The 23,512-nt window shown below is 63.6% G+C and carries 23 protein-coding genes; 15 read left to right on the top strand and 8 right to left on the bottom strand.

The features are described from left to right. Window positions 1-5: 5 nt before the first annotated feature. The gene (locus tag AT395_RS16280) at window positions 6-1,817 is read right to left on the bottom strand and encodes a CPBP family intramembrane glutamic endopeptidase (RefSeq protein WP_048629772.1); all 1,812 of its coding nucleotides are present in this window, start codon (window positions 1,815-1,817) and stop codon (window positions 6-8) included. 508 nt (window positions 1,818-2,325) lie between these two features. Between AT395_RS16280 and AT395_RS16275 the strand changes: the two genes are divergently transcribed. Both AT395_RS16275 and AT395_RS16270 read left to right on the top strand, forming a co-directional pair. Next, complete coding sequence (locus AT395_RS16275; protein WP_042116645.1) at window positions 2,326-3,714, top strand: MFS transporter; 1,389 nt, start codon at window positions 2,326-2,328, stop codon at window positions 3,712-3,714. A gap of 121 nt (window positions 3,715-3,835) precedes the next feature. Then, window positions 3,836-4,798, top strand: coding sequence for a LysR substrate-binding domain-containing protein (locus AT395_RS16270; RefSeq protein ID WP_048629771.1), 963 nt, complete (start codon window positions 3,836-3,838; stop codon window positions 4,796-4,798). Here the strand turns inward: AT395_RS16270 and AT395_RS16265 are convergent. Together AT395_RS16265 and AT395_RS16260 are read right to left on the bottom strand one after the other, a co-directional pair. Further along, window positions 4,744-5,550, bottom strand: coding sequence for a class II aldolase/adducin family protein (locus AT395_RS16265; RefSeq protein ID WP_082164874.1), 807 nt, complete (start codon window positions 5,548-5,550; stop codon window positions 4,744-4,746). The two genes, AT395_RS16270 and AT395_RS16265, sit on opposite strands and share 55 nt — an antisense overlap. 185 nt (window positions 5,551-5,735) lie before the next feature. Then, window positions 5,736-6,560, bottom strand: a complete 825-nt coding sequence (locus AT395_RS16260; RefSeq protein ID WP_042116641.1) for an isocitrate lyase/PEP mutase family protein — start codon at window positions 6,558-6,560, stop codon at window positions 5,736-5,738. Between the two features lie 355 nt (window positions 6,561-6,915). Here AT395_RS16260 and AT395_RS16255 point away from each other — a divergent pair, with 355 nt between their 5' ends. Genes AT395_RS16255 through mnmH form a run of 4 tightly spaced genes read left to right on the top strand, consistent with a single transcriptional unit; the run spans window position 6,916 to window position 10,732 of the window. Beyond that, a complete protein-coding gene (locus tag AT395_RS16255) occupies window positions 6,916-7,458 on the top strand; it encodes a cytochrome b (protein ID WP_231586235.1) in 543 nt (180 codons plus the stop codon). A gap of 14 nt (window positions 7,459-7,472) precedes the next feature. Then, window positions 7,473-8,960 (top strand): glycosyltransferase family 2 protein, encoded by a 1,488-nt coding sequence (locus AT395_RS16250; protein ID WP_082117954.1) that lies wholly within the window; start codon window positions 7,473-7,475, stop codon window positions 8,958-8,960. A 24-nt stretch (window positions 8,961-8,984) separates the two neighbouring features. Then, the gene (locus AT395_RS16245; RefSeq protein ID WP_048629770.1) at window positions 8,985-9,632 is read left to right on the top strand and encodes a tetratricopeptide repeat protein; all 648 of its coding nucleotides are present in this window, start codon (window positions 8,985-8,987) and stop codon (window positions 9,630-9,632) included. Next, window positions 9,629-10,732, top strand: coding sequence for a tRNA 2-selenouridine(34) synthase MnmH (mnmH, locus tag AT395_RS16240; RefSeq protein ID WP_048629769.1), 1,104 nt, complete (start codon window positions 9,629-9,631; stop codon window positions 10,730-10,732). Before AT395_RS16245 ends, mnmH begins: the two co-directional genes overlap by 4 nt. Here the strand turns inward: mnmH and AT395_RS16235 are convergent. The 3 genes from AT395_RS16235 to AT395_RS16225 form a co-directional block, all read right to left on the bottom strand. Next, on the bottom strand, window positions 10,668-11,501 hold the full coding sequence (locus AT395_RS16235) for an AraC family transcriptional regulator (RefSeq protein WP_048629768.1): 834 nt from the start codon (window positions 11,499-11,501) through the stop codon (window positions 10,668-10,670). The genes mnmH and AT395_RS16235 overlap by 65 nt on opposite strands. A 90-nt stretch (window positions 11,502-11,591) precedes the next feature. Next, window positions 11,592-12,065 carry a cupin domain-containing protein gene (locus tag AT395_RS16230; protein ID WP_048629767.1) on the bottom strand — a complete coding sequence of 158 codons (474 nt, stop codon included), beginning with the start codon at window positions 12,063-12,065 and terminating at the stop codon, window positions 11,592-11,594. Between the two features lie 137 nt (window positions 12,066-12,202). After that, window positions 12,203-13,093: a LysR substrate-binding domain-containing protein gene (locus AT395_RS16225; RefSeq protein WP_224787552.1), complete on the bottom strand. Its 891-nt coding sequence runs from the start codon at window positions 13,091-13,093 to the stop codon at window positions 12,203-12,205. A 173-nt stretch (window positions 13,094-13,266) separates the two neighbouring features. On the opposite strand from AT395_RS16225, the gene AT395_RS16220 reads away from it, so the two are divergent. The 9 genes from AT395_RS16220 to AT395_RS16180 all read left to right on the top strand — a co-directional run bounded on the left by AT395_RS16220 (window position 13,267) and on the right by AT395_RS16180 (window position 21,757). Beyond that, window positions 13,267-14,334, top strand: a complete 1,068-nt coding sequence (locus AT395_RS16220) for an ABC transporter substrate-binding protein (RefSeq protein ID WP_082117953.1) — start codon at window positions 13,267-13,269, stop codon at window positions 14,332-14,334. Between the two features lie 22 nt (window positions 14,335-14,356). Next, entirely contained in the window at window positions 14,357-15,436 is a 1,080-nt protein-coding gene (locus AT395_RS16215) for an ABC transporter ATP-binding protein (RefSeq protein WP_048629766.1), read from the top strand. Further along, the gene (locus AT395_RS16210; RefSeq protein WP_376738415.1) at window positions 15,433-16,368 is read left to right on the top strand and encodes an ABC transporter permease; all 936 of its coding nucleotides are present in this window, start codon (window positions 15,433-15,435) and stop codon (window positions 16,366-16,368) included. Before AT395_RS16215 ends, AT395_RS16210 begins: the two co-directional genes overlap by 4 nt. A gap of 12 nt (window positions 16,369-16,380) precedes the next feature. Then, window positions 16,381-17,196 (top strand): ABC transporter permease, encoded by an 816-nt coding sequence (locus AT395_RS16205; RefSeq protein WP_048629765.1) that lies wholly within the window; start codon window positions 16,381-16,383, stop codon window positions 17,194-17,196. A gap of 3 nt (window positions 17,197-17,199) precedes the next feature. After that, on the top strand, window positions 17,200-18,300 hold the full coding sequence (locus AT395_RS16200; RefSeq protein WP_048629764.1) for an NAD(P)/FAD-dependent oxidoreductase: 1,101 nt from the start codon (window positions 17,200-17,202) through the stop codon (window positions 18,298-18,300). After that, window positions 18,278-18,586 (top strand): (2Fe-2S)-binding protein, encoded by a 309-nt coding sequence (locus AT395_RS16195; RefSeq protein WP_042116628.1) that lies wholly within the window; start codon window positions 18,278-18,280, stop codon window positions 18,584-18,586. The genes AT395_RS16200 and AT395_RS16195 overlap by 23 nt, the downstream gene beginning before the upstream one ends. Continuing rightward, the gene (locus tag AT395_RS16190; protein ID WP_048629763.1) at window positions 18,583-20,016 is read left to right on the top strand and encodes an FAD/NAD(P)-dependent oxidoreductase; all 1,434 of its coding nucleotides are present in this window, start codon (window positions 18,583-18,585) and stop codon (window positions 20,014-20,016) included. The genes AT395_RS16195 and AT395_RS16190 overlap by 4 nt, the downstream gene beginning before the upstream one ends. Before the next feature lie 56 nt (window positions 20,017-20,072). Further along, window positions 20,073-20,429 carry a RidA family protein gene (locus AT395_RS16185; RefSeq protein ID WP_042116624.1) on the top strand — a complete coding sequence of 119 codons (357 nt, stop codon included), beginning with the start codon at window positions 20,073-20,075 and terminating at the stop codon, window positions 20,427-20,429. Between the two features lie 227 nt (window positions 20,430-20,656). Beyond that, a complete protein-coding gene (locus tag AT395_RS16180; RefSeq protein ID WP_048629762.1) occupies window positions 20,657-21,757 on the top strand; it encodes a diguanylate cyclase in 1,101 nt (366 codons plus the stop codon). Between the two features lie 111 nt (window positions 21,758-21,868). Here the strand turns inward: AT395_RS16180 and AT395_RS16175 are convergent, their stop codons facing one another. Both AT395_RS16175 and panV read right to left on the bottom strand, forming a co-directional pair. Then, window positions 21,869-22,486 (bottom strand): GNAT family N-acetyltransferase, encoded by a 618-nt coding sequence (locus AT395_RS16175; RefSeq protein ID WP_042116623.1) that lies wholly within the window; start codon window positions 22,484-22,486, stop codon window positions 21,869-21,871. A gap of 87 nt (window positions 22,487-22,573) precedes the next feature. Further along, window positions 22,574-23,245, bottom strand: coding sequence for a pandorabactin biosynthesis transcriptional regulator PanV (panV, locus tag AT395_RS16170; protein ID WP_042116622.1), 672 nt, complete (start codon window positions 23,243-23,245; stop codon window positions 22,574-22,576). Window positions 23,246-23,512: the final 267 nt, after the last annotated feature.

Genomic DNA, 23,512 nt, shown 5'->3' with positions numbered 1-23,512 from the left:
CTCGATCAGTGCGATAGCACCAGAACCACAAAAATCGTATTGACCGCCGCATGAAGGAGGATGGGTGCGGCCAGTCCGCGTGTTTTCTTCGCCAGCCAGCCGGCCGTGAGTCCGATCAATACATAGAACACAAAACGCCGGGCGTCGACGTGAGCGGTGGCAAAGATCACGGCTTGCCACAGGTTCGACGCGAAAAAGCTCATGTGACGCGTCAGGCCGCCGAGCAGACAGCCTCGGAAGACGAACTCCTCGACGATCGGCACCGCGACCGCGAGCAGCAACAGGGCGAGTCCGATCCCGCCCAACTGCGCTGCGCCCCGCGCGATCACCTCGGCCCATTGAGGCACTTGCGCACCCGTCGACACATGACGCGACGCCGCCCAGCCAATGAGGGCAATGAGCGAGACAAGGATCACGGGCCAGATGAACCATGTCACCTTCCACTTGCCGATCCCGAGCCACTGACCCCGGCCGAAGCGCCATATCGAGACACAGAGCGCGAGCACAATGACGCAGAGGGTCACGACATGCGCAATGGCGAGCCTGGGTTCCAGGAGCGCCATGTTGTTGCCGAACCGCAGGGTGGACTGTCCGGCTATCAGCGTAGGCACGATCCCCGTAACTGCGCAGAGCACGGCAAGGGCATACCACGCGTGGCGCAGACCGATGCCGTCAAACAGGGGAAGGGTCGTGCGGCCCTTGCGCGCACGCACGGTGCCGACATAGTGCGCGGGGAACATCAGTACGCCCGGCAACAGGATTACCAGGAGCACGCTGGCCGCGAGGGTGAGCAGCAGGGGGATGAAGGCCGGTCGAAACACCGCGCTGGGTTCGATCGTGAGCAGCACACCGTACGATTGCGACAGTGGCCAGAGATTGCCTTTTTCATGGTCGAGCGACGCTTGCAGGGCAGCTTCGGTCGCCTTGGTATCGCCGGCGGCAAGGCCGACTTGCAGACGCAAGGCACGATTTTGAGGCGTCTCGTTGGCGCCCCGACTGGGGGCGCTGGCCAGCGCGCGCTGTGCGCCGGTGGCGTCGCCGGCCTGAAGCAGGGCGCGTGCGCTCACGTGCGGGTCGACCTTCAGCCCCGCCTTCTCCATGCGAAGCAAAACATCGCGCGCCGTCGTTCCCGGCAACAGGTCGTGTGCAGTATTGATGTATGCATTCGCGACCCATGGTGTTTTCGGCACCGGCGCGTTCATCAGCAGACGCTTGGCCTCGTCCTTCTGACCGGACGTGGCGAGATAGCGAACGGCGCTCATCAGCACGGGCGTGTCGGGCGCCAGCCTGGCGGCTTCTACCGCCTGCAAGCCGGCATTGCGCGTGTCCTGTGTTGACTGATACGCGTTGGACAGCGCGGCGTGCAAACTTGCCCGATCCTTCGCCGGCCAACGCGCCGCCTTGGGCAAAAGGGGGGTGCCCTGTGCGATCGCCGCCTTGCCATACACGCTTTGCAACAGGTATAGCGCGACCTCCGGCTCGTCGGCAAAACGGGCTCCGAGATCCTGCCGGCACGCTTCCAGATCCTTTTGTGCCTGCTCGGCCCATCGCAACTCGTCAGACCAGGAGAAGTTCTGTATGAACCGGCAGCGCGCCATCGCCAGTGCCGCATCGTCGGGACGCGTGCGCACGGCGGCAGCGTAGTCCGCAGCAATCTGGCGATATTTGGCGAACGAGGCGTTGTCGACCTGCCGGGAGGCCTCTTCGAGGTCCGGCAGGCCTTGGGGTGTTGCCGAAGGAGACGGGGCGGCGTCGAGGTGGCCCAGTGGCGAGAAGCCGAGCACGGCGACCACCAGAAAGAGAAGGGTGCGGTACACGCGAGAGTTCCAGGGATGTGGTTGTCGCTGGCCGCCGTACACGTGGCCAACCTGATGGGGAATAACGACCGATGCCGGTTGAACTGTAGCGCGCCTCCCTGGAATGAGGGGGGCTGCCGGCCAACATTCGGTGGGCACAGATATGGTGCGCTGCCGCATCGCGATGCGGCATTGTGCCCGTTGCCGTGTCATCGGCGGCAGGGCTCGCGCACGGCCGCGCATTGACCGGAGCCCGTTCAGGAAGACAGGCCGATCTTGCGCAGGGCCTTGCGTTGCGGGGCTTGGCGGGGCGTTGGTACGCCGCCCTGGGCGGCACATGGCACGCCGCTTGCTAAGCATTGCATAAGGCCAATGGCGGCCGAGTGAAGACAAGCGAATTTTCTGCACCGCATGTATGTCCCCGCGCGAGCGGGGATTTCGGGGCAACGGCGTCCCGAAGTCATAGGCCTGTTTACAGGCGTAAGGCTTCGGGGCGCTTTTTTTTCGGCACACGAACACGAGGGTATCCATGAGCACGCTCACGCAATCGTTGAAAAGTGGGAACTGGCGCGCGCTGGTTGCATGTTTTCTTTACTTCGACACAGGTTTCACCGTTTGGGTGATGCTTGGCCCGCTGGCCCCGTTCATCGGTAAAGACATTGCGATGACGCCCGCACAGACCGGTTTTCTCGTGGCCGTGCCGGTGCTGGGGGCGGCGATTCTGCGGGTCACGCTGGGCAATCTGTATCAGGCCTTCGACGGCCGCAAGATCGCGCTGATGGGGCTTACACTCTCGGCCATTCCGTCGGTGGTCTTGCTGCTCATGCCGGGCACACCGTCGTACACGCTGTTGCTGGTGCTTGGGGTATTCCTCGGCGTTGGCGGGGCGAGCTTTGCCGTGGCGCTGCCGATGGCAGGCAGCAACTATCCGCCGAAGGTGCAGGGACTCGTGCTCGGTCTCGCGGCGGCAGGCAACGTGGGCGCGGTGCTCGACGGCTTCATGTTCCCCGGACTCGCCGAACGCTACGGCTGGGCGCACGCCGCAGGCGCCGCATTGCCGCTACTCGGGCTCGCCGCGCTGGCGCTGGTGTTCTGGGCCAAGGATCAGGGCGTGAAATCGGGCAGTGCATCGCGCGCGTTCACGAGCTTCTTCATTACTGTGTTCGGTCTCGTTGCGCTTGTGCTGTGCGTGCATGCGGGCGCGTTCGGGGAAGGCAAGGCCGGTGTGCTGTTACTGCCGGTGCTGGGTGCATTGCTCGCGATTGCCGTGCTGCCGCGCCACTATCGTGGCGTGCTGGCCGAGCGCGATACGTGGGTGATCATGCTGGTCTACAGCATCACGTTCGGCGGATTCGTCGGCATGTCGTCGTACGTAACGACACTGCTTATCTCTCTGTATGGCATGCAGCGTATCGAAGCGGGGCTGTTCATGTCGCTGCTCGCATTTCTTGGTGCGCTGGTGCGTCCCATCGGCGGTCTGGTTGCCGACAAGATCTCCGGCGTGCGGGCGCTGGTGCTGCTGCTCGCGGCGATTTCGGCCATCGACCTGGTCTTCGCCGCATGGATGCCGCCGCAAGGTGCCGGTATCACGTTGCTCGTGCTGGTCTACGTATGCTTTGGCCTTGGCAACGGTGCGACGTTCCAGCTCGTGCCGCAACGCTGGCAAGGCAAGACGGGGCTGATGTCGGGCATCATCGGTGCCGCAGGCGGCATCGGCGGCTTCTATCTGCCGGTCATCATGGGCATCGCCAAGGAGTCGACGGGAAGCTATCAGATGGGCTTCGCCACGTTCGGTGCCTTGGCGGCGCTGGCGTTCGTGCTGGTCGTTGCGCTGCGTACGCACTGGATGTCGTGGGCATTGCCGAAGGAAGTGGCGGGGGGCGCTGTCCTCCCGGGGGGCGTGGCGCACGTCGAGTAAGTCCGGCGCGGCAATCCAACGCTTTGCGGCCCGTCGATGCTTCGGCATGGCGGGCCGTTTTGTTTCTCCGGAGCGCTTCGCATAGACTGACGGGCTAGATCGTATTCCCGCAGGAGACACCATGCGTCTGGGCGTTCCCAGCCTCTCGGCGTTGCAGGCCTTCGAGGCCAGCGCACGTCATCAGAATTTCGTACAGGCCGCACAGGAACTTGCGCTCACGCATGGCGCTGTGTGCAAACGCGTTGGCGAACTCGAGAGGCATCTCGGCGTGGCGTTGTTCGAGCGCGTAAAGCAACGGCTCGTGTTGACGCCGGCCGGCGCGGAATACGCTAAGCGCATTCGTGTGCACCTCGACCAGATCCGGCGCGACACGCTGGACGTTGTGCAACAGGGGCGCGAGACATCGTTGGAAATTGCTGTCGGCGTGACCTTCGCGGCGCAATGGCTGATTCCCCGGCTCGACGACTTTTATGCGAGCACGCGCGACGTTCGCCTTCACATTCTCGGGCGCGATCAACCGGTGTTCTTCGACGATTCCGCGTTCGACGCCACGATCTACTTCAGCACGCGGTTATGGCCCGGTATGCCCGGCTCGGCGCTCATCACCGACGATTCACTCCTGCTCGTCGCGGCGCCGCGTTTGCTGGAAGGGCAGACGTCGCTCTCGCTGGAACAGATTGCTGCGCTTTCGTGGATCTGCCCGCGCGACCTGCCGCGCGTGTGGGTCGACTGGCTCGCGTCGGTTGGGGGAGCCGATGCGTCTGTGATCGGCGCGGACATCAAACCCACGCGAAGCGCGCAACGTTACGACATGTTCATCATGGCGATCAACGCGGCGGTGGCAGGGCTTGGCGTTGCCTTGCTGCCGCGCGTGCTGATCGAGCGTGAGCTGGCCAGCGGCGCGCTGGTGCAGGCGCACCCGCACACGCTTGCCAATCCGCAAACCATCTACTTTTCGTATCCGGCGCAGCGCCGCGACTGGGCGCCGTTGCGTCAGTTCGATGCGTGGTTGCACCGCGCTGTCGATGCTTACCGGGCAGTCAGAGCCGGCAGATCGGAACTCTCGCGCAGCACCTGCTCATAGAGGCCCTGATAGCCCAGCCAGGCCACGTAGTCCGAGCCGAGCAGACGATGCACCTCGCGGGCTTCGCTGTCGGACAGCACTTCAAGCGGCCCGGCGGCTTCGGCGAGCAACTGCACTTGCGCGCATCGCTCCATTGCGAGAAAGCGATAGGCGGCCGCATCGACCGATGAGCCCACTGTCAGCAACCCGTGGTTGAGCAACACGGCGGCACGCTTGTGTCCCATGGTCTGGGCGATTCGACGCCCTTCGTCGGCACCGAGCACCAGCACGTCGCCGCGAAACAGGACGTGGTCGTCGTAAAAGAGGCAGGCTTCCTGATTGATCGGCGCCAGCGCTCGGGTGCGCGCGGAGAAGGCGCGGCCGTGTGTCGTGTGCGTGTGCGCTGCCGCGGTGACGTGGGGCAGGGTGGCATGAATGCCGGCGTGAATCGCCATGGCGGCGGCATTGACCGGACCTTCGCCGTGATGCAGCCCGCCCGCCTCGTCGACGAGAATCAGATCGTCCGGATGAATCGACGAAAAGTGTTGTGCGTACCGATTGACCCAGAAGCGGTCGTGAAACTCGGGGTCGCGCACCGTAATGTGACCGGCGATGCCCTCCGCGAGACCGAAGCGCGCGAAGATCCGGAAGGCCACGGCAAGACGCAGTTTTCGATCGGCGCGTTCGTCCTCGACGTTATCGAAAACGCGCGGCTTGGGCAGCGCTGCTCCGAGGGGCGTAGGAATGGCGAATGCCGCTTGCGGCATGTTCATGGGGACGCTCCATTGACGGGTAGGCGCCGTGCATGCCGCATTCGGAAGACATTGCGGTGCATCGGCTGACAGCCAATTGTCCCGGCCGGGGCGCGGCCCGTCTATCGACGAAAAGTCACCGGTCATGCACCTGCCGTGCCGGTTGCCGTGATGCGCAGCGTCTCTCCGTTCTCCGCATGAGTCGGTTACTCGCCCGGCCGGAACAGCCCGTTAAGCGTTGCGCCGCTGGCGGCGCCGTCGAAGCCGTCGAAGCGGCCCTCGGCGAGTGCCGTCGCCGCGTGGATGAACCCGCCCCATGCCGCTCGGGCGAGCGCGCCGCCGACACTGACACGGCGCACCCCCAGATCGGCCAGATCCTGCAACGTGAACGGCGACGTCGCCCCGATCAGCACGTTGACCGGTTTGGGGGCGACGGCCGTGACTACCGCACGGATTTGCTCGGCCGACTGAATGCCCGGCGCATACAGGCAATCGGCACCCGCTTCGGCATAGGCTTGCAACCGCGCAATGGTGTCGTCGAGATCGGGTACGCCGGCAAAGAAATTCTCGGCTCGGCCAACGAGAAGCGTGTCGCCACCGGTGTCGTCGATCGCGCGGCGGGCGGCTTTCATGCGTGCCACCGCCTCATCGAGCGCGAAGAGCGGCGCGTTGACATTGCCCGTCGAGTCTTCGATCGACAATCCCGCAACGCCCGTCGCCACCGCCATCTTGACGCTTTGCGCCACGTCGTCCGGCGTCTTGCCGAAGCCGCTTTCGAAGTCTGCATTCACCGGCAGATCGGTGGCGTCGACGAGGGTTCGCAAATGTGCGAGCACGGTGTCGCGCGTCACCCCGTTGTCGGGGCGGCCCGTCGACCAGGCGAAGCCCGAACTGGTCGAGGCGATGGCTTTGAAGCCGGCGTGCTCGAGATACCGTGCGCTGCCTGCATCCCATGGATTCGGGATCACGAAGCAACCGGCAAGGTGAAGTTCTCGAAAGGCGGCGCGTTTTTCGGCAGTGCTGCGTGGCATGGCTTGTCTCCTGAACAGGGGCGCAGATCCTCACAGTCTGCGCGCGGAAAGCCGATCATCGCGGTTTTGTGCCGGGCTCGCAAGGCACGTCAGGCGCTCGCGAGACGCAATGCCGACTTTTAGACGTTTTTCCCTGCCGCGCAGGAACTTGTGACAGCGCGTACGCTGTAACCGGTCGTAAAACCTTTTTTGCGGCAACGCGGGAATAAGCGCGGTTCAACCCGCGTTATGCAATCATCTCCACTGTGTTCTCAGGATGTTCGACGTGAATTCTCTGCCCCCCTCAGTTTCTTCTGCATCGGCACGCCAGTCCGGTGTCGCGCTGTTTGAAGACGCCAGGTACACCCGTGTGGCGATGTTGCTGCATTGGGCCGTGGCGTTGTTGATGCTTGGCAACGTCGCTATCGGCCAGACCATCGCGCTGCTCTCGGACGCCACGCTCGAGAAGATCGACGTGCGCTTCTGGATCGATCTGCACAAGTCGATCGGCATCACCGTGCTCGGTCTCGCGATCTTGCGCATTCTTTGGCGCGCAACCCATCGTCCTCCGGCACTCTCGCAAGTTTTTGCATCGTGGGAGCGCACTGCGGCGCATCTGGTGCACTGGCTGCTGTACGTCGTGATCTTTGCCTTGCCGCTCTCGGGCTGGGCCCATGACTCGGCGTGGGTGGCGGCATCGACCCACCCGCTGGTGCTGTTCGGCAGCGTGCCGTTTCCGCGCATGGGTTTCCTGATGGCCATGAACGACGCGAGCAAGGATTACTGGCACGGTGTGCTGGGTAACGTCCACACGTACTGTGCCTACAGCCTGTACGTGCTGCTGGCGTTGCACATTGGCGGTGCGCTCAAGCATCAGTGGATCGACCGTCACCCGGTGCTCGGCCGGATGCTGCCGTGAGTCACGACATGACGATGACGACGTCGCGGCTCGAAGCCGCGCGCGAGGCCCACTCGCCGCGCTTCACCTTGCCGCCGACACCGTTGGCAAGCTGGCTTGTGCATACTGGTGTGGCAGCGCTGTGGTGCCTGTTGTTCGCGCAGGCGTTCTTTCTCAAGGGAGTGTTCGCCTGGGGCACCGGCGTGGCCTATGTCGTGTACGACACGGTGCTGCTCATGTTTGTGTTCTGGCAGGCGTGGCGTTTGATGCGGCCCGATCCCGAGGATACGGCGGCCCTTGCCCACCTCGATGCGGCCGACGTTCGGCTGACGCTCGGCGTCGTGATCGCGGCGCATAACGAGGCGGCGGCGCTGCCGGTCACGTTGCGGGCACTCATGGCGGGGCGCAAGGTGCCCGAGGCCATCGTCATTGCCGATGACGGTTCGACGGATAACACGGTGGCACTGCTCACCGGCGAGTACGGCCTCACGGACCCCGGCATGGGACGACTCAGCGCGCCGAGCACCCGGTACCCGAATCTGCGTTGGTTGCGGGTGCCGCATGGCGGCAAGGCGCGCGCGCTCAATTCGGCGCTCGTGGGCATGGATACCGACATTGTGATGACGGTCGATGCCGACACGCTGCTCGACGTAGAGGCGTGCGCTGCGATGCACGACGCGTTCGCGCGCCGTCCCCGGCTGGTGGCTGCGACCGGCGTTCTGACACCGGTGTGCGGCACCACGGTGAGCGCGCGTGTACTCCAGTTCTTCCAGACTTACGAGTACATCCGCAACTTCATCTCGCGCTTTGCGTGGATGCGTGCCGACGGCCTGCTGCTGATTTCGGGGGCATTCGCCTGCTTCCGCCGTGAGGCCGTGCTGGCCGTGGGCGGATTCGATCCGGCGTGTCTGGTCGAAGACTACGAACTGATTCATCGCCTGCGCCGGTATTCGGTCAAGCACGGACTGGCCTGGGAGGTTCGAGTGATCGGCGGCGCGCAGGCGATCACCGATGCACCGGGCACGCTCACGAGTTTTCTGCGTCAACGCCGGCGCTGGTTCGCGGGCTTTCTCCAGACGCAATACTGGTACCGCGATATGGTCGGCAATGGCCGCTACGGCAATCTGGGACGCTGGATGCTGCCGGTGAAGGCGTTCGACACGCTTCAGCCGATCTACGGGCTCACCGCTTTCGTGCTGCTAGTCACGTTCGTCTGCGAGGGGCATTACGGTGTAGTGCTGCCGGTATCGGGCATTATTCTGGGCAAGATCGTCATCGATCTCGGCTTCCATCTCTGGTCGGTGCAGGCCTATCGGCGCTGGACCGGACACCGCACGGGCACGAGCCTCGGACTGGCCTTTGTCGCCGCAGTGCTGGAACCGTTTTCGTTCCAGTTGATGCGCCACACGGGCGCGGCGCTAGGGTGGGGCCACTTCCTGACGGGACGCCAACATTGGGGCGTTCAGGTCCGACGCGGTATTCTGTCGGGCGAGCGCGAGACGGAGGTGTCCCGCGACAGATGACTTTGCGGCGGTTTCCTTTTCCTGATGATTCGATCTTTGACGTGGCTGGCCGTGATATGCGCGTTCGGCGGCTTGTTGAGTGTGGCCGGTTGCAGTAGTGCGCCCGAGCGCAGGGCGTCCGGTCCCGACTATGCGGCGCTCGGTGGCGCGGCAGAAGTCCGCGGCGACTGGGATGGTGCGCGCCGTGCCTTCGGGCAGGCGGTCCTTGAGGCAGACCAGTCGGGCTGGCCGGCATCGCAACGCGCGGCCATTCACTACGACTACGGCCGCGCGCTGGGTGTGACCTGTTACTACACAGAGGCCGAACGAGAGCTTAGCCTCGCTTACGATCTCGACATTCTGACGGCGCGCTACCGGTATCCCGCGCTGATCGAACTGGCGCGGCTGTCGCTGGTACAACGTCAGTTTGCGCAATCGGCCAAGTACTTCGGCCGGGCAATCGGTTCCCTCGATCACGTAGAGGCGGCGCGCAAGGCGCCGTACGCGTATGTCGAGGTGCTCGACGACTACGCGCTGGCGCTAGGCGGTGCGGGCGATGCCGAAGCCGCCACGCGTATCATCGACCGCGCCGCAAAGGTGCGTGCCGGTCTGGTCGATGCTCCCTTGGGGCAAGCCACGTCGCGCACGCCGTACGGCACGCGCTGCGGGCAATTGGCGGCGGGGGCACGATGAATTTTCTGCGTGTCTCGCTGGAAAACGTTGGCGACTTCGATGAAATCATCGACGTTCGCACCCCCCTCGAATTCGCCGACGACCACATTCCCGGCGCGATTAATGTGCCGGTACTCAGCAACGAAGAGCGGGTCATCGTCGGCACGATGTACAAGCAGGTCTCCCCGTTCGAGGCGTCTCGCGTGGGCGCGGCCATGATTGCGCGCAACATTGCTTTGCATCTCGACACGACGTTTGCCGACCGGCCGCGTCATTGGCGTCCGCTCATTTATTGCTGGCGGGGCGGTTCGCGCTCCGCGTCGATGAACGTCATGATGAACATGATCGGCTGGCGGGCGCGACAACTGGAAGGCGGTTACAAGGCGTATCGGCGCGATGTGGTGGCTTCGCTCGACGCACTGCCGCCGACCCTGCAATACATTGTGCTGACGGGGCACACGGGCAGCGGCAAGACACGGCTGCTGCACGCGCTGGCGCAGGTGGGGGCGCAGACACTCGATCTCGAAGCGCTCGCCATGCATCGCGGCTCTTTGCTCGGCGCGATGCCCGACGCTCCCCAGCCATCGCAGAAATCGTTCGATACCGCGCTGGTCGGCGTGTTGCGCGGGTTCGATCCGATGCGGCCAGTGTTCGTCGAGGCGGAGAGTCGCAGGATCGGGCTCATTACGCTTCCCGAGTCGCTGATGACATCGCTACGCAGCTCGACGGTGCGCGTCGAAGTGGGGGTTTCGCTCGACGAACGCATCGACCTGTTGATGCAGGAGTACGGTCACTTGCTGAGATCGCCGGAACACTTCCGTGCACAACTGCTTCGTCTGTTGCCGCTGCACGGCCGTGCGGTCATCGACGAATGGCTGGCATTGCTCGACGCCGGACGGCAGCGCGAGCTGTCGCACGCGCTCATCACGCGACACTACGATCCCGCGTATTCGCGAAGCGCCCGCAAGATGTTGCCGGGGGTGGGGACGGCGATTCCGTTCGGCTTCCATCCGGGGGCGCCAGACTTGCGCCCGCAGGCGCAGACCTTGCTCGCACTTACTTCACGGGCAGACAGATCCGGGTCTGCAATTGCGCCGCAGGAGTCGAGCGCGGATCGTTGAGGTACTGCTCGAACATCGGGAAGTCGGCGGGCTCAAGCCCGCTGTTCGGCAGCCATTCCGAAAAGAGCCACTGATACGGCTGGCTCATTTCGTTATACGGCCCGGTGTAGGTCAATATTGCGCAACGTCCGGCCGGGATCTCGAAACGTTCCAGATCCTGGCCGAGGTCCGCGTCGGCAGGCACCGAAACGCCCGCCAGCGAGCGCAGTTGCTCAATGGGGACTTGTTCCGGGTCATCGAAATAGACCCCGAAGCCGGTGGCGTCGGGGTGGGCCAATCCGTGGGCTGCGGCGAGCATGAACGCGCGCACGAACACGGGGCCGATTTCCTGATAGTTGCCGCTGTGCCTGAGCACGGCGAGGGTGGTGGCGGGGAACGACTCGACGGTAATCGGATACATGGTGAGCTCCTGTGGATCGATGGGGCAGGAGCGAGCCTCGCGGTAGCGTCCCGGCGGTATGCCGAAGAACGCGCCGAAAGCCCGGTTGAAGGCCGCATCCGACGCATAGCCGGCTCGCGACGCCACAACACGCATTGAATCCCCGGATTCCGCCAACGCCACCGCCGCACGATGCATGCGAATGCGCTGCACCGTGGCATTCACCGTTTCGCCGAGCAATGCCCGGTAGATGCGGTGAAAGTGATACGGCGACAGGCATGCCAACTCAGCAAGGTGGTAAAGATCCGGCGTGCTGTCGGGATGACTGGCCAGCCATTCCAGCACGGGCGCCATGCGTTGGGCATATCGACGGCGGGTCTCGGGTTTCATTTGCGCTCCTTGGACACCAATGTATCGAGAGGCGATTTGCCGATTTTGCGGTTATGCGGCGGGTATGTGTCTGTTCCCCCGAATTCCGCCTTACTGCCCGATGTGCGCAGGCGCGTCCGGATCGTAGACGGCGTAGAGTTTCGTATAGCCGTTCGACTCGAACACGCCGGTCCAGCCCTTCGGCAATGTAATGGCTTCGCCCGGGCCGGCTTCGACCACGTTGCCGTCGCTCGATGTGAACTTTGCGCCGCCGCTCAGGAACACCAGCAGTTCGGTGTACGGATAGCCGGGCACTGCGCGGATGTCCTCCCGCACGGGACCGGATTGAAACACGCCGGTCTGAAAAGCCTTGTCGGCCGAGGTGAACGTGTTGACGTCGATCGTATCGTTACCGTCCTCGTTCTCGTGGACGGCATCGGCGCGGTCGAATACCGGACCGGCGAGCGCCTGTCTGGAGACTTTGATGGGATGGAGGGTCTCGGCACCCGCGCTCGTGGCGCAAAGGGCGAGCGTGATCAGCGCAGCGGCGATACGAGCCGCTCGAAAGGTCCTGCGTTGCAGCATGTTGTTGTCTCTGTCTCTCTTGTCGTGTGCCGGGAGACGAGCGGACGCACCCGGGCGTCCGCTCGTTGGCCGGCCGAGAGCTTATCAATCGCGCCGTGCGTCAGGCAAGGCCCTCGTGCAAGGTGGCCGGCGCTGGTTCAATTGCCGAACTGCTCGATCATGCGCTGCTTGGTATAGTCGACGAAGGCTTTCGCGAGTTGCGAGGGCGGGTGCTGCGTCGAGGTCACGAGCGAGAAGCCCGACAGCACAGTCGGCTCGAACGGTTTGACGATGACGCGTCCTGCCGCATACCGGGCCGTGATCTGGTCGATGATCGCCACGCCGGCACCGTGCTGGACGAGCACGCAAATCGCTGCGGACAATTGCGACTCGGCGCTCATCACCCGGTCGATCTGCCGTTCGGCGAAGATGCGATCGATATACATCCGCCCGTCGAATTCCTTGGGGTACGACACGAACGACTCGTCGCGCAAATCCTCGGGATGGATCACATCGCGGTCCGCGAGCCGATGGCCGAGCGGAAGAATGCATCGCATGGGGGCTCGATGCAGTGTCTCGACATTCACGCCGGCATGCGTGAGCGGGTGCGCGATGAAGCCCACGTCGCACCGGCGCCCGACCACCATGTCCACCACAATGCTCGACGCGTGAATCAGCAGCGTGGTGCTGATGCCCGGATGCTCGCGCATGAAACCGGTCAGGGTGGTGGGCAGGAATTCCAGTGCGAGGGCGGGCGCGCCTGCGATGTGCAGCGAGCCGCGCCGCAGCGACTTGATCTGCTCTGCGGTCTGCGCAATGCGGTCAATCCCGGCGAACGAGCGCTCCACCTCCTCGAACAGCACCATCGCTTCGGGTGTCGGGTTCAACCGGCCATTGATCCGGTCGAATAAGGAAAACCCTACGTCGGCTTCCAGATCGTTGATCAGGCGCGTGACCGCCGGCTGCGAGATGTGAAGCATGTCGGCCGCGCGAGTGACCGTCTGGCGCAGGATCAGCGCGCGAAATGCCTCCAACTGCCGAATCTTCATCGAAGCCTCGTCTGAACCCTCCCATAACATTTGCGTATGGTCGGGTAAAAAAATGTGATTTGACGGTGAGTGTGTCGAAAATGACTCTACGAAAACCACGCAATGGTTTGCCTTTTTTTCGTAATGCCGGGTCATAACATCACATAACACTGCATCACGCAAGGAGCTTCCCGATGAAGACTGTCGTTCCCCAAACGCTTCGCAAGCTTGGCCGTGCCGCCGCTGTTTCGGCCGGTGTTGCCGGATGGTTGTTCGGTGCCACGGCCGCTCATGCCGACACCACGCTGTATGTGGGCGCCTATGGCGGTTCGTTTGAACAGATGCTCAAGAAAGACGTCATTCCCAGTTTCGAGCGGGCGAATCCCGGCACCAAGGTCGTGATCGTGCCGGGCGATTCGACGACGACGCTTGCCAAGTTGCAGGCGCAAAAGGGCAAGGCCGGCATGGACGTGGTCTTCCTGGACGACGGCCCGATGTATCAGGCCATTCAGATGGGATTCTGCGGCAAGCTCGCCGATGCGCCGGTCTATCAGGATCTGTACGACATTGCGAAGTTCAAGAGCGGCAACGCTGTGGCCGCCGGCCTGATCGCCACGGGCATCGCCTACAACACGCGTCTGTTCCAATCGAAGGGCTGGCCCGCACCCACGTCGTGGAAAGATCTGTCGGACCCGAAGTACAAGGGCAAGCTCGTGATGCCGAGCATCAAGAACACCTACGGCCTGCACGCCCTGCTCGTCGAGTCGAAGCTCAATGGCGGCAGCGACACCAACATCGATCCGGGCTTCCGCGAAATGGAGAAGATCGCGCCGAACGTGCTGTCGTTCGATCCGTCGCCGGGCAAGATCGCCGAGTTGTTCCAGGCGGATGAAGTCGGTATCGCGGTATGGGGCAATGGCCGTGTGCAGGCACTGCGCCAGCAGGGTATTCCGGTCGAGTTCGTGTATCCGAAGGAAGGCGCGGTAGCGCTGGGGATGGGCATGTGCGTAGTGGACAAGTCGGCTAACGATGCGCTCGCCCAGAAGTTCATTCAGACGATTCTCTCGCCGCAGACGCAAGCCATTCTCGCCGAAAGCCAGGGCGTTGCGCCGTCCAACAAGAAGACCCAACTGTCGATGTCCGTTGCGGCACGTGTGCCGTCGCCTGCGCAGATCGACAAGCTCGTGCGTGTCGACTGGGACGTGGTCAACGCCAAGCGCGCTGAGTGGACGCAGCGCTGGAACCGTCAGATCGAGCGTTAAGGCGCAGGAGATCACAAGCGTAATGAGCACTCCATATTTGCGTCTCGAGCAACTCGGCAAGCGCTTCGGTGACACGGTCGCGGTCGAGGGCGTCGATCTCTCGATTGCGCAGGGCGAATTCATTTCGCTGCTGGGCCCGTCCGGCTGCGGCAAGACCACGACGTTGCAGATGATCGCGGGGTTTGTCGCGCCGAGTACCGGTCGCATTCTGCTCGAGGGCCGCGACCTCACGCCAGTGCCGCCGGAAAAGCGCGGCCTCGGTATCGTGTTCCAGAGCTATGCGTTGTTTCCGCACATGACCGTGGCGCAGAACGTTGCGTTCGGCCTGGACATGCGCCGCGTGGACGCAGCGCAGAAGCAACGCCGTGTGCAAGACGCACTGGAACTGGTGCACCTTGGCCAACATGCGCAGCGCTATCCGCGCGAACTTTCGGGCGGCCAGCGTCAGCGCGTGGCGCTCGCCCGGGCGTTGGTGATCGCGCCGCCCGTACTGCTGCTCGACGAGCCGCTGTCGAACCTCGACGCGAAGTTGCGCGAGCAGATGCAGGACGAGTTGCGCGCCATTCAGCGCAAGGTCGGCACGACCACCATCATGGTCACGCACGATCAGGCCGAGGCGCTCGCCATCAGCGATCGGGTGGTGTTGCTCAACGCTGGACGTGTGGTGCGCATCGATACGCCGCACGACGTTTATGAAGACCCGCGCGCCACCTTTGCGGCGCACTTCATCGGGCAGACCAATCTCATCACCGGTCAGCTCGACGTGCGTAGCGGCGTGGCCGTGCTCGATGCGCAAGGGCACCGGCTCGCCGTGTCGCCCGCACATGCTGGCCCGGCGTCGGCGGGGAGCGCCAATGGCCCGGCGACATTCAGCCTGCGGCCCGAGCGTATTCGCCTCACGTCGGCCACGGCAGGGCGGCTCGCCGGCCGCGTGGGTCAGCGCAGTTTTCACGGCAATCACTGGGTACTCACCGTGTCTACGGCACTGGGCGAACTGCGGGTATTGGTGTCGAACGACGGCGCGCCCGCAGCGAACGACGGTGAAGCGGTCGGGCTCGATTGGGCCGACGACGCGCTGCGTCTCGTACAGGAGGGGGCATGAATGCGATGTCCCCCCCTTCGGGAGATGCTGCCGTGCCGGACATGAAGGCGACTACGGGGGTCTCGCCCGAGATTGCCCGCCAGCGGCGCACCGCCTGGACGTTGGTCATGCCGGCGACGCTTTACTTCCTCGTGCTGCTGGCGGTGCCGCTGGTGCTCACGTTCGTGCTGAGCCTGCATGGCTTCGATCCGAATGTGGGCGGGATATTGCCAACGGTTTCGCTCCAGCACTACGCCGACATTCTTACCGACAGCTACTTCTACGAGATCTTCCTGCGCACACTGGTGCTTTCCGTCGGTGTGACGTTGCTGTGCGTGCTCGTGGGCGTGCCGGAGGCGTATTTCCTGTTCCGCATGCGTGACCCGTGGCGCTCGCTCTGTCTGGTGCTGGTGCTCGGGCCGTTGCTGATCTCGGTCGTTGTGCGCACGCTGGGCTGGTCGATCCTGTTGGGCCGTGAGGGGCTGGTGAATACGGTGCTCTCGAAGCTGGGACTCATCGATCATCCGTTGCAGATGCTCTTCACGATGGGCGCGGTCACGGTAGCGTTGGTGCACGTGCTTGTGCCCCTCATGGTGCTGTCGGTATGGACCTCGCTGACCCGGCTCGATCCGGCGGTGGCACATGCTGCGCGCTCGCTCGGCGCGGGACGCGCAACGGTGATGTGGCGCGTGGTGCTGCCGCAGATTACGCCAGGCATTCTCTCCGGCAGTCTGATCGTATTCGCGTTGACGGCGAGTGCCTTCGCCACGCCGGCGCTGATTGGCGGCCGACGCCTGAAGGTTGTGGCGACCACTGCGTACGACGAGTTTCTCGGCACGTTGAACTGGCCGCTGGGGGCTGCCATCGCCATTGTGCTGTTGATCGTCAACGTGGCCATCATCAGCGGATACAACCGCGCGCTTGAAAAGCGCTTCACGCGCCGTCTCGGCTGAGGAGCACAGCTTATGAACCGGCAAGATCCTCAGTACGATCGCAATGGCGTGGCGGCGCTCGCGTTTCATCTACTGTTTCTCGTCTTCATCCTTGCGCCGCTGGTGGTGGTGTGTCTGGTCGCGTTCACGCCGGACAACTTTCTATCGATTCCGACGCAGCACTTTTCGCTACGCTGGTTTTCGTCGCTGATGAGCGATGAGGACTTTCAGTCGGCGCTGCGTACGAGTCTTTGGCTGGGCGTGACGTCGGCCACCGTGTCGACCGCGTTGGCCGTGCCGACCGCGATGGGGCTGGCCCGCTACCGCTTTCCCGGGCGCGACGCGATCAACTCGTTTCTGCTCTCGCCGCTGATGATTCCGCCGGTGGTGTTGGGCATTGCGTTCCTGCGGTTGTTCACGCTGCTCGACATGGGCGGCTCGTTTGTGAGCCTCGTGGCTTGTCATGCGCTGCTGATCTTTCCGTACGCGTTGCGTCTCATCATGTCGGCGCTCGTGGGGCAGGCCGACGAATCGGAGCGGGCGGCGCGTTCGCTCGGCGCAGGGCGATGGACGACGTTCCGCCGGATCACGTTGCCGGCGATTCTGCCGGGGGTGGCGGGCGGTTGGGTACTGGCGTTCATCAACAGTTTCGACGAGCTCACGGCCACGATTTTCGTCACCTCGCCCACGACGATCACGCTGCCGGTGCGCATCTACATGAACATGAGCGAGACGGTCGATCCGAGCGTGGCGGCGATTTCGACGCTGCTGATCGGACTGACGCTGGCAGTGATGCTGGTGCTCGACCGCATTTACGGGCTGAACAAGGTTCTGGTTGGAACTCACTAAAACATGCAAAAGACATACGATATCGCCGTCATAGGCGGCGGCCTCGTCGGCATGGCGATCGCCTACGGGCTCGCCAAGCGCGGACAACGCGTCGTCGTTTGCGATGGCGAAGACAATTCGTTGCGCGCCGCACGTGGCAATTTCGGCCTGGTCTGGGTGCAGGGCAAGGGAGGCGCGTGCACGGATTACGCCCGCTGGTCGCTACACTCGGCCAACACCTGGCAAGGCTTTGCCGACGAGCTGTTCGCGCGCACGGGCGTATCCGTCGGCTTTCAGCGGCCCGGCGGCTTCAACATTGCGCAAACCCCGGAGGAATTGGCGGTCAAGGTCGAGAGCATGCGCAAGCTGCAGGAAGCCGAACCTGCACTCGTGTATGAGGTGCTCGATCACGACGCGCTCGCGGAGCGTCTGCCGGCCATCGGCCCCGAGGTGGCCGGCGGCATCTATTCGCCGAACGACGGCCATGTGAGCCCGCTGTATACCCTGCGCGCGCTGTTTGCCGCTTTCGAGCAGGAGGGGGGCGAGTATGCGCCGAACGGGCGTGTCACCGACATTCGTCAGGTCGGCAGCGCCTTTCGCATCACCATGGGCGATACATCGTTTGAAGCCGGCCGCGTTGTGCTTGCCGCCGGCCTTGGCAATCGCGATCTCGCCCCGATGGTGGGACTGAACGCCCCCGTCAAGCCGCTTCGTGGCCAGATTCTCGTGACGGAGCGCGTCAAACCGTTTCTCTCGTATCCGACGATCTATGTGCGTCAGACCGTCGAGGGATCGGTCATGCTCGGCGACTCGGCCGAAGACGTGGGCTTTAACGACGGTGTGACCCCCGACGTGCTTGCCGACATCGCCCGTCGCGGCATTGCGCCGTTCCCGTTGCTCAAGAACGTGCGTGTGGTGCGAGCGTGGGGCGCCTTGCGCGTGATGACGGCGGACGGTCTGCCGATCTACGAAGCCTCCGAGGCTTGTCCGGGGGCGTTCCTCGCTACCTGCCACAGCGGCGTGACGCTCGCCGCCGCTCATTGTGAAACCATCGCGCCGTGGATTCTCGGCGCGCCGCGTCCCGCGCTTCTGGACCATTTCTATGCCAAACGTTTCGCTGCTTAAGTCGCTGGCGCGCAAGGATGGCGCGACGGTGCGGATGTTTATCGACGGCACACCGGTGGATGTGCCGACTGACATGAATGTGGCGGCCGCCTTGCTCTTCGCGGGCGTGACGGCGTGCCGTACTACACCCGTGACTGGCAGCGAGCGCGCGCCGTTCTGCATGATGGGCGTGTGCTTCGACTGTCTTGTAGAGATCGACGGCGTGCCGAACCGGCAGGGGTGCATGACGCCCGTGCGCGAGGGCATGCAGGTGCGCCGGATGGATGGCGCGAGGAGCGTGGCATGAGTACGAAGACAGTGGATTTGCTGGTGATCGGTGCCGGACCGGCCGGGTTGGCGGCGGCGCTGGAGGCGAAGCGTCACGGGCTTGCGCCGCTGGTGGTGGATGAAAACGGTCTGCCCGGCGGACAGATTTACCGCAGTGTGAGCCGCTCGCCGTTGGCTGACCCGGCAATCCTCGGGCCGGACTATTTGCGCGGACGTACGCTCGTCGATGCGTTCACCGCGGCGGGCATCGACTATTGGCCACAGACACTCGCCTGGCAGATTGGGGCGGACAAACGTGTGTCCGTCACCCGACAGGGCGCCGGCGGCGGCACGCTGCAAATCGAAGCGGGCGCCATCGTGCTCGCGAGCGGTGCACAGGAGCGGCCGTTTCCGATTCCCGGCTGGACGCTGCCCGGGGTGATGGGCGTGGGCGCGGCGCAAACGCTGCTCAAGGCGTCGGCGCTGGTGCCGGACTCGCCTGCGGTGCTGGCCGGTTGCGGCCCGTTGCTCTATCTGTTTGCGTGGCAGCTCATCAATGCCGGCGTGCCGGTGCGCGCGATTCTCGACACGGCCGAGCCGGGCGGACGGCGCGAGGCCTTGCGCCACGCCGGCGGGGCCTTGCGGGCGCCGTCTTATCTGATGAAGGGTTTCAAGCTGCTGCGCGCCATTCGTGCGGCAGGCGTGCAACATGTCAAGCATGTGGAATCGTTGCGCGTGCTCGGGACCCGGCAAGCCGAGGGCATCGAGTATGTCGTGGATGGCCGCACGGCGCGCATCGACACGGCGTTGGTGCTGCTGCATCAGGGCGTAATTCCGAACACGCAGGTCACCCGTTCGATCGGTTGCGAACACGTGTGGGACGAGGCGCAATTGTGCTGGCGGCCGAAGACAGACATCTGGGGCGAGACGAATTTGCCGGGTATCTTCGTCGCCGGTGATGGTGCGGGGATCGCCGGCGCGCTGGCCGCAGAACCCTCAGGACGCCTGGCCGCCGTGCAAGCCGCCGTAAAGCTCGGCAGGCTCGACGACGCGAAACGCGACTCGCGCGCACTTTCCCTGCGCCGCGAACTGGCGGCGCATACGGCGATTCGGCCGTTCCTCGACGCGCTGTACCGGCCGGCCGAGGCGTTTCGGGCGCCGGCCGACGACAGCACTATCGTGTGCCGCTGCGAAGAGGTGACGGCGGGCGACGTGCGTCGCATGGCGGGGCTTGGCTGCGTGGGCCCCAACCAGACAAAGAGTTTTTCCCGTTGCGGCATGGGCCCGTGTCAGGGCCGCTTCTGCGGGTTGACGGTCGCGGAATTGCTGGCACAGGCGCAGGGTTGCGCCGTGCCGGAAGTCGGCTACTACCGGATTCGTCCCCCGATCAAGCCGGTCACGCTGGGCGAGTTGGCCACCGCTGTCGAGGCCCCCGAATTCCTGAGCGAGCGCGCAGGCTTCCCCAAGTAGGTGAGGCGGCTCGCGCCTCTCATCTACTCTTTTTATTCCTTTTGGAGACGTGGTTAATGAGCGATATTCAACGCCATCACACGAATGCACGGATGAGCCGTGTCGTAGTGCATAACGGAACGGTCTACATCGGCGGCCAGACGGCCGACGATCGCACGCAGGACATCACCGGGCAGACGCAACAGGTGCTCGCGAAGATCGACGGGTACCTGAAAGACGCCGGCATCGACAAGTCGCGTCTGCTGTCGGCGCAAGTCTGGCTCAAGGACATCGAATCCGATTTTGCCGGCATGAACGCCGTGTGGGACGCATGGACGAGCCCGGGCAATACGCCGACGCGCGCTACCGTGGAATCGCGTCTCGCGGCCCCCGATCTGCTAGTTGAGATTGCGGTGATCGCTGCGGCGAAGTAATCGGCAAAACCGTACGCTGTTTGTATTTCAGGCCCGCGATGGTTCGCGGGCCTTTCTTCATGAGGGGCGTCGCAAACGTCTGAATGCTCAGCTTGATGCATTGATGAATTTCATGAGGTCGTTGGTTGACGCTACGTATCGTCGGAAGGAAAGTCGAGCAGGCATAATGCGCAAGCCGCCAGGCGAAACCACTTTCTTAAACCGATGACGCCCCGGATGTTGGCGAAATGACGGATCAATCGACGGACCAGGCCACGCGCGCCAAATCTCAACGCGGACGAGACTTCTCGCGTCGCGTGCTGGGTCTGCGCAGTCTGGGCTGTGCGCTGAGCGCCATTGCCGTTTTCACCGTGTTTCAGCATATCGGTGCATCGCATTTCGCCTATGGCGTGTGGGCACTCAACGCGTTCCTCTGGCCGGCCTTTGCGCATGCCGTTGCCATGGCGGCCGTCGACCCGGTGGCGGCCGAGCGGCGCAATCTGTTGTGCGATTCCGCGTTCGGTGGCGGTTGGGTGGTGGCGATGCACTTCAGTGGCGTACCGTCGACAGTGCTGATCTCGGTGTTGCTCATGCACAATGCATCGGCCGGCGGCTACCGGCTGCTGCGCGACGGCATTCTGGCCATGATCGCCGGCGGTGTCCTTACCGGTGCGGTGATTGGCTTCGTTTTCAAGACCGAGATCGAATTCTCCGAGTTGCTGGCGAGTCTGCCATTGCTGATGATCTATCCGACGCTCGTCGGGCTGACCAGCTTCCGTCTGGCAAAGCGACTCTCGAAAAGCGAGCGTGCATTGCGCCGGATCAGCGATCAGGACGATCTGACGTCGCTGCTCAATCGCCGCTCGTGGATGCGGGCGCTCACGAATTGCTATGCCGACAAACGCGCCGGCCGGTCGGGCACGGCGAGCATTGCGCTGATCGATATCGACGGCTTCAAGGAGATCAACGACATTCATGGTCATCTTCAGGGCGACTCGTTGATCCGGATTCTCTCCGATGTGCTGTCGAACGCGCTGGGCAGTCGAGACGTAATCGGCAGGTACGGTGGCGACGAGTTCTGTGTCCTGTTCGACGGGCAAACCGCCGAGAAGGCTCGCAAGAAGCTGGAGAAGGTGTGTGCGGTATTTGCCGAGGCTACGCGAGGTCTCGATGCGTCGGGCAGCGTTACGCTGAGTGTCGGCGTTGCCGGTTTCGACGGAGACCTGATATCGCCGACCTCATGGCTGGCGCTGGCCGACGGCGCACTTTACTCGGCCAAGCGCTCGGGGAAGAACCAGATCGTGATCGCCCCTGCGAACGGCACGTTCGACGGGGCGGTGCTCAGGTAGTGTCGCGGCGCCGGTGAGTGAAGGGGCTGCGGCGCAGCGAGTCGACGAAGCGACGAGACTACGAGATGATGAGGCTACGAGGTGATGAGGCTGTGATGGCCGATCAGGCGATTAGCCGGTCGGCCCGTGCCCGAGTCTTCCCTCCAGCGCGGCCTTCACCTCGGGCCACTCGTCATCGATGATGCTGAAGCGCACCGAGTTGCGCTTGCGGCCGTCGGGCATGATGCGTTCGTGGCGAACGATGCCCTCCTGTTTGGCGCCGATGCGCAAGATGGCCGCGCGTGACTTCTCGTTCAACTCGTCGGTTGTGAATTGCACGCGAACACATTGCAGTGTCTCGAAGGCGAACGTGAGCAGCAGGTATTTGGCTTCCGTGTTGATGCTCGAGCGTTGGGCCGAGGCGCTTAACCAGGTGTGTCCGATTTCCAGCTTCCGATTCGCGCGGTCGATTTTCCAGAATCGCGTGCTGCCGACAACCTTTCCCGTCGCCTTCGACACGAGGACGAACGGGATGACGGTGCCGTCTTCGCGTCCCTTCAATGCCTTGTCGACATAACCGCCGACTGTCTCGGGGCCGGGCACGACGGTCACTTTCAAATTCCAAAGTTCTCCGTCTGCCGCCGCTGCGAGGAGCGCCGGTGCATGATGGGCTTCAAGGGGATGGAGTTCGACGCTGCGGCCAACCAGCGTAGGTCGCATTTCGTCAGCCGGGGATACGGTTGTGGACATAGGGAGGGACTCTGGGGACGGGGCAGTCTGCAAAATCTCAATTCTGCGCTGAGTGCCGGGTGGCGGCAAGGTAATGGCGCGGCGCGCCTACATGCCGAATTCGCGCAACCCTTCCAGATCGAGAATCGTCAGCACGCCATAGTCGACCTTGACCAACCCGGCTTGCTCCAGCACCTTGAGTGCGAGATTGACACGCTGACGCGACACCCCGGCGAGATAGCTCAATTCCTCCTGCGAAATCTGCACGGTGTTGTCATCGGACGGGTACAGATTGGGATTGAACATCGAGGAGAGCGAGCGTGCGACACGGGCGTCGGTGTCAAGCAAGCGCTCGTGTTCGACCGCGGCAATGAACTGGCCGAGACGCTCGTTGAGCTGGAGCGTCAGAAACCGGTTGAAGGCAATGCTGGTATCGAGCAACCAGTCGAACGTGGCGATCGGCATGTGCGCGAGGACGGAGTCGCGAAGCGCCATCACGTCGTACTTGCGGATTTCGCGCTTGAGCACCGACCCCTCACCGAACCACGCACCCGCCGGCACGCCCGTGAACGTTACGGACTTCCCACTGGCCGATGCCGTCGCAATCTTCACCAACCCTTCGATGACACCGAACCACGCGTGCGTGGGATCGCCTTTGCGGCACACGTAGCCGCCGTTCTCGACGGGCCGCACCTGAATCTCCGCGACGACGCGTGCGCGCTGGTCTGGCGTCAGTCCTTGCGCCCAGGCGCTGCGCTGCAACAGGGTTTCGAGCGACATATAGGGATTTTCCCTTGATTGTCATCCGGGTGACAAATCCGCCGTGAGCCATGAGGTATCTTCGCCTTGCCTGGCAGCGCCGAGACAAGCATTCATGGCGGTTCGTACACGACGCCGAAGCACAAGTATAGAAGCTGCAGACTGCCGGGCATAGCCGTCGTCGCTCCGTATTGCAGACTTTCGCAAACTAAGCCGTTGACCGAATTAAAGCGTCGTTCCAAGACGCGACTCGCACTAAAGAATGAGAGAGCGTGCCACACGCACGCG

Origin of the sequence: Pandoraea apista, assembly GCF_001465595.2 — a bacterium.
In the GTDB taxonomy this organism is placed as follows: Bacteria; Pseudomonadota; Gammaproteobacteria; order Burkholderiales; family Burkholderiaceae; genus Pandoraea; species Pandoraea apista.
This window is presented reverse-complemented; position numbering and strand designations above follow the sequence as displayed.

What these genes read in the sequence shown, in the direction of transcription:
- AT395_RS16275 (WP_042116645.1), top strand. Translation starts at nt 2,326, where the DNA reads ATGAGCACGCTCACGCAATCGTTGAAAAGTGGGAACTGGCGCGCGCTG.
- AT395_RS16175 (WP_042116623.1), bottom strand. Translation starts at nt 22,486, where the DNA reads ATGTCCACAACCGTATCCCCGGCTGACGAAATGCGACCTACGCTGGTT.
- AT395_RS16220 (WP_082117953.1), top strand. Translation starts at nt 13,267, where the DNA reads ATGAAGACTGTCGTTCCCCAAACGCTTCGCAAGCTTGGCCGTGCCGCC.
- AT395_RS16200 (WP_048629764.1), top strand. Translation starts at nt 17,200, where the DNA reads ATGCAAAAGACATACGATATCGCCGTCATAGGCGGCGGCCTCGTCGGC.
- AT395_RS16180 (WP_048629762.1), top strand. Translation starts at nt 20,657, where the DNA reads ATGACGGATCAATCGACGGACCAGGCCACGCGCGCCAAATCTCAACGC.
- AT395_RS16260 (WP_042116641.1), bottom strand. Translation starts at nt 6,560, where the DNA reads ATGCCACGCAGCACTGCCGAAAAACGCGCCGCCTTTCGAGAACTTCAC.
- AT395_RS16195 (WP_042116628.1), top strand. Translation starts at nt 18,278, where the DNA reads ATGCCAAACGTTTCGCTGCTTAAGTCGCTGGCGCGCAAGGATGGCGCG.
- AT395_RS16250 (WP_082117954.1), top strand. Translation starts at nt 7,473, where the DNA reads ATGACGACGTCGCGGCTCGAAGCCGCGCGCGAGGCCCACTCGCCGCGC.
- AT395_RS16265 (WP_082164874.1), bottom strand. Translation starts at nt 5,550, where the DNA reads ATGAACATGCCGCAAGCGGCATTCGCCATTCCTACGCCCCTCGGAGCA.
- mnmH (WP_048629769.1), top strand. Translation starts at nt 9,629, where the DNA reads ATGAATTTTCTGCGTGTCTCGCTGGAAAACGTTGGCGACTTCGATGAA.
- AT395_RS16255 (WP_231586235.1), top strand. Translation starts at nt 6,916, where the DNA reads ATGTTGCTGCATTGGGCCGTGGCGTTGTTGATGCTTGGCAACGTCGCT.
- AT395_RS16205 (WP_048629765.1), top strand. Translation starts at nt 16,381, where the DNA reads ATGAACCGGCAAGATCCTCAGTACGATCGCAATGGCGTGGCGGCGCTC.
- AT395_RS16210 (WP_376738415.1), top strand. Translation starts at nt 15,433, where the DNA reads ATGAATGCGATGTCCCCCCCTTCGGGAGATGCTGCCGTGCCGGACATG.
- AT395_RS16185 (WP_042116624.1), top strand. Translation starts at nt 20,073, where the DNA reads ATGAGCGATATTCAACGCCATCACACGAATGCACGGATGAGCCGTGTC.
- AT395_RS16235 (WP_048629768.1), bottom strand. Translation starts at nt 11,501, where the DNA reads ATGAAACCCGAGACCCGCCGTCGATATGCCCAACGCATGGCGCCCGTG.
- panV (WP_042116622.1), bottom strand. Translation starts at nt 23,245, where the DNA reads ATGTCGCTCGAAACCCTGTTGCAGCGCAGCGCCTGGGCGCAAGGACTG.
- AT395_RS16190 (WP_048629763.1), top strand. Translation starts at nt 18,583, where the DNA reads ATGAGTACGAAGACAGTGGATTTGCTGGTGATCGGTGCCGGACCGGCC.
- AT395_RS16270 (WP_048629771.1), top strand. Translation starts at nt 3,836, where the DNA reads ATGCGTCTGGGCGTTCCCAGCCTCTCGGCGTTGCAGGCCTTCGAGGCC.
- AT395_RS16230 (WP_048629767.1), bottom strand. Translation starts at nt 12,065, where the DNA reads ATGCTGCAACGCAGGACCTTTCGAGCGGCTCGTATCGCCGCTGCGCTG.
- AT395_RS16245 (WP_048629770.1), top strand. Translation starts at nt 8,985, where the DNA reads ATGATTCGATCTTTGACGTGGCTGGCCGTGATATGCGCGTTCGGCGGC.
- AT395_RS16215 (WP_048629766.1), top strand. Translation starts at nt 14,357, where the DNA reads ATGAGCACTCCATATTTGCGTCTCGAGCAACTCGGCAAGCGCTTCGGT.
- AT395_RS16225 (WP_224787552.1), bottom strand. Translation starts at nt 13,093, where the DNA reads ATGAAGATTCGGCAGTTGGAGGCATTTCGCGCGCTGATCCTGCGCCAG.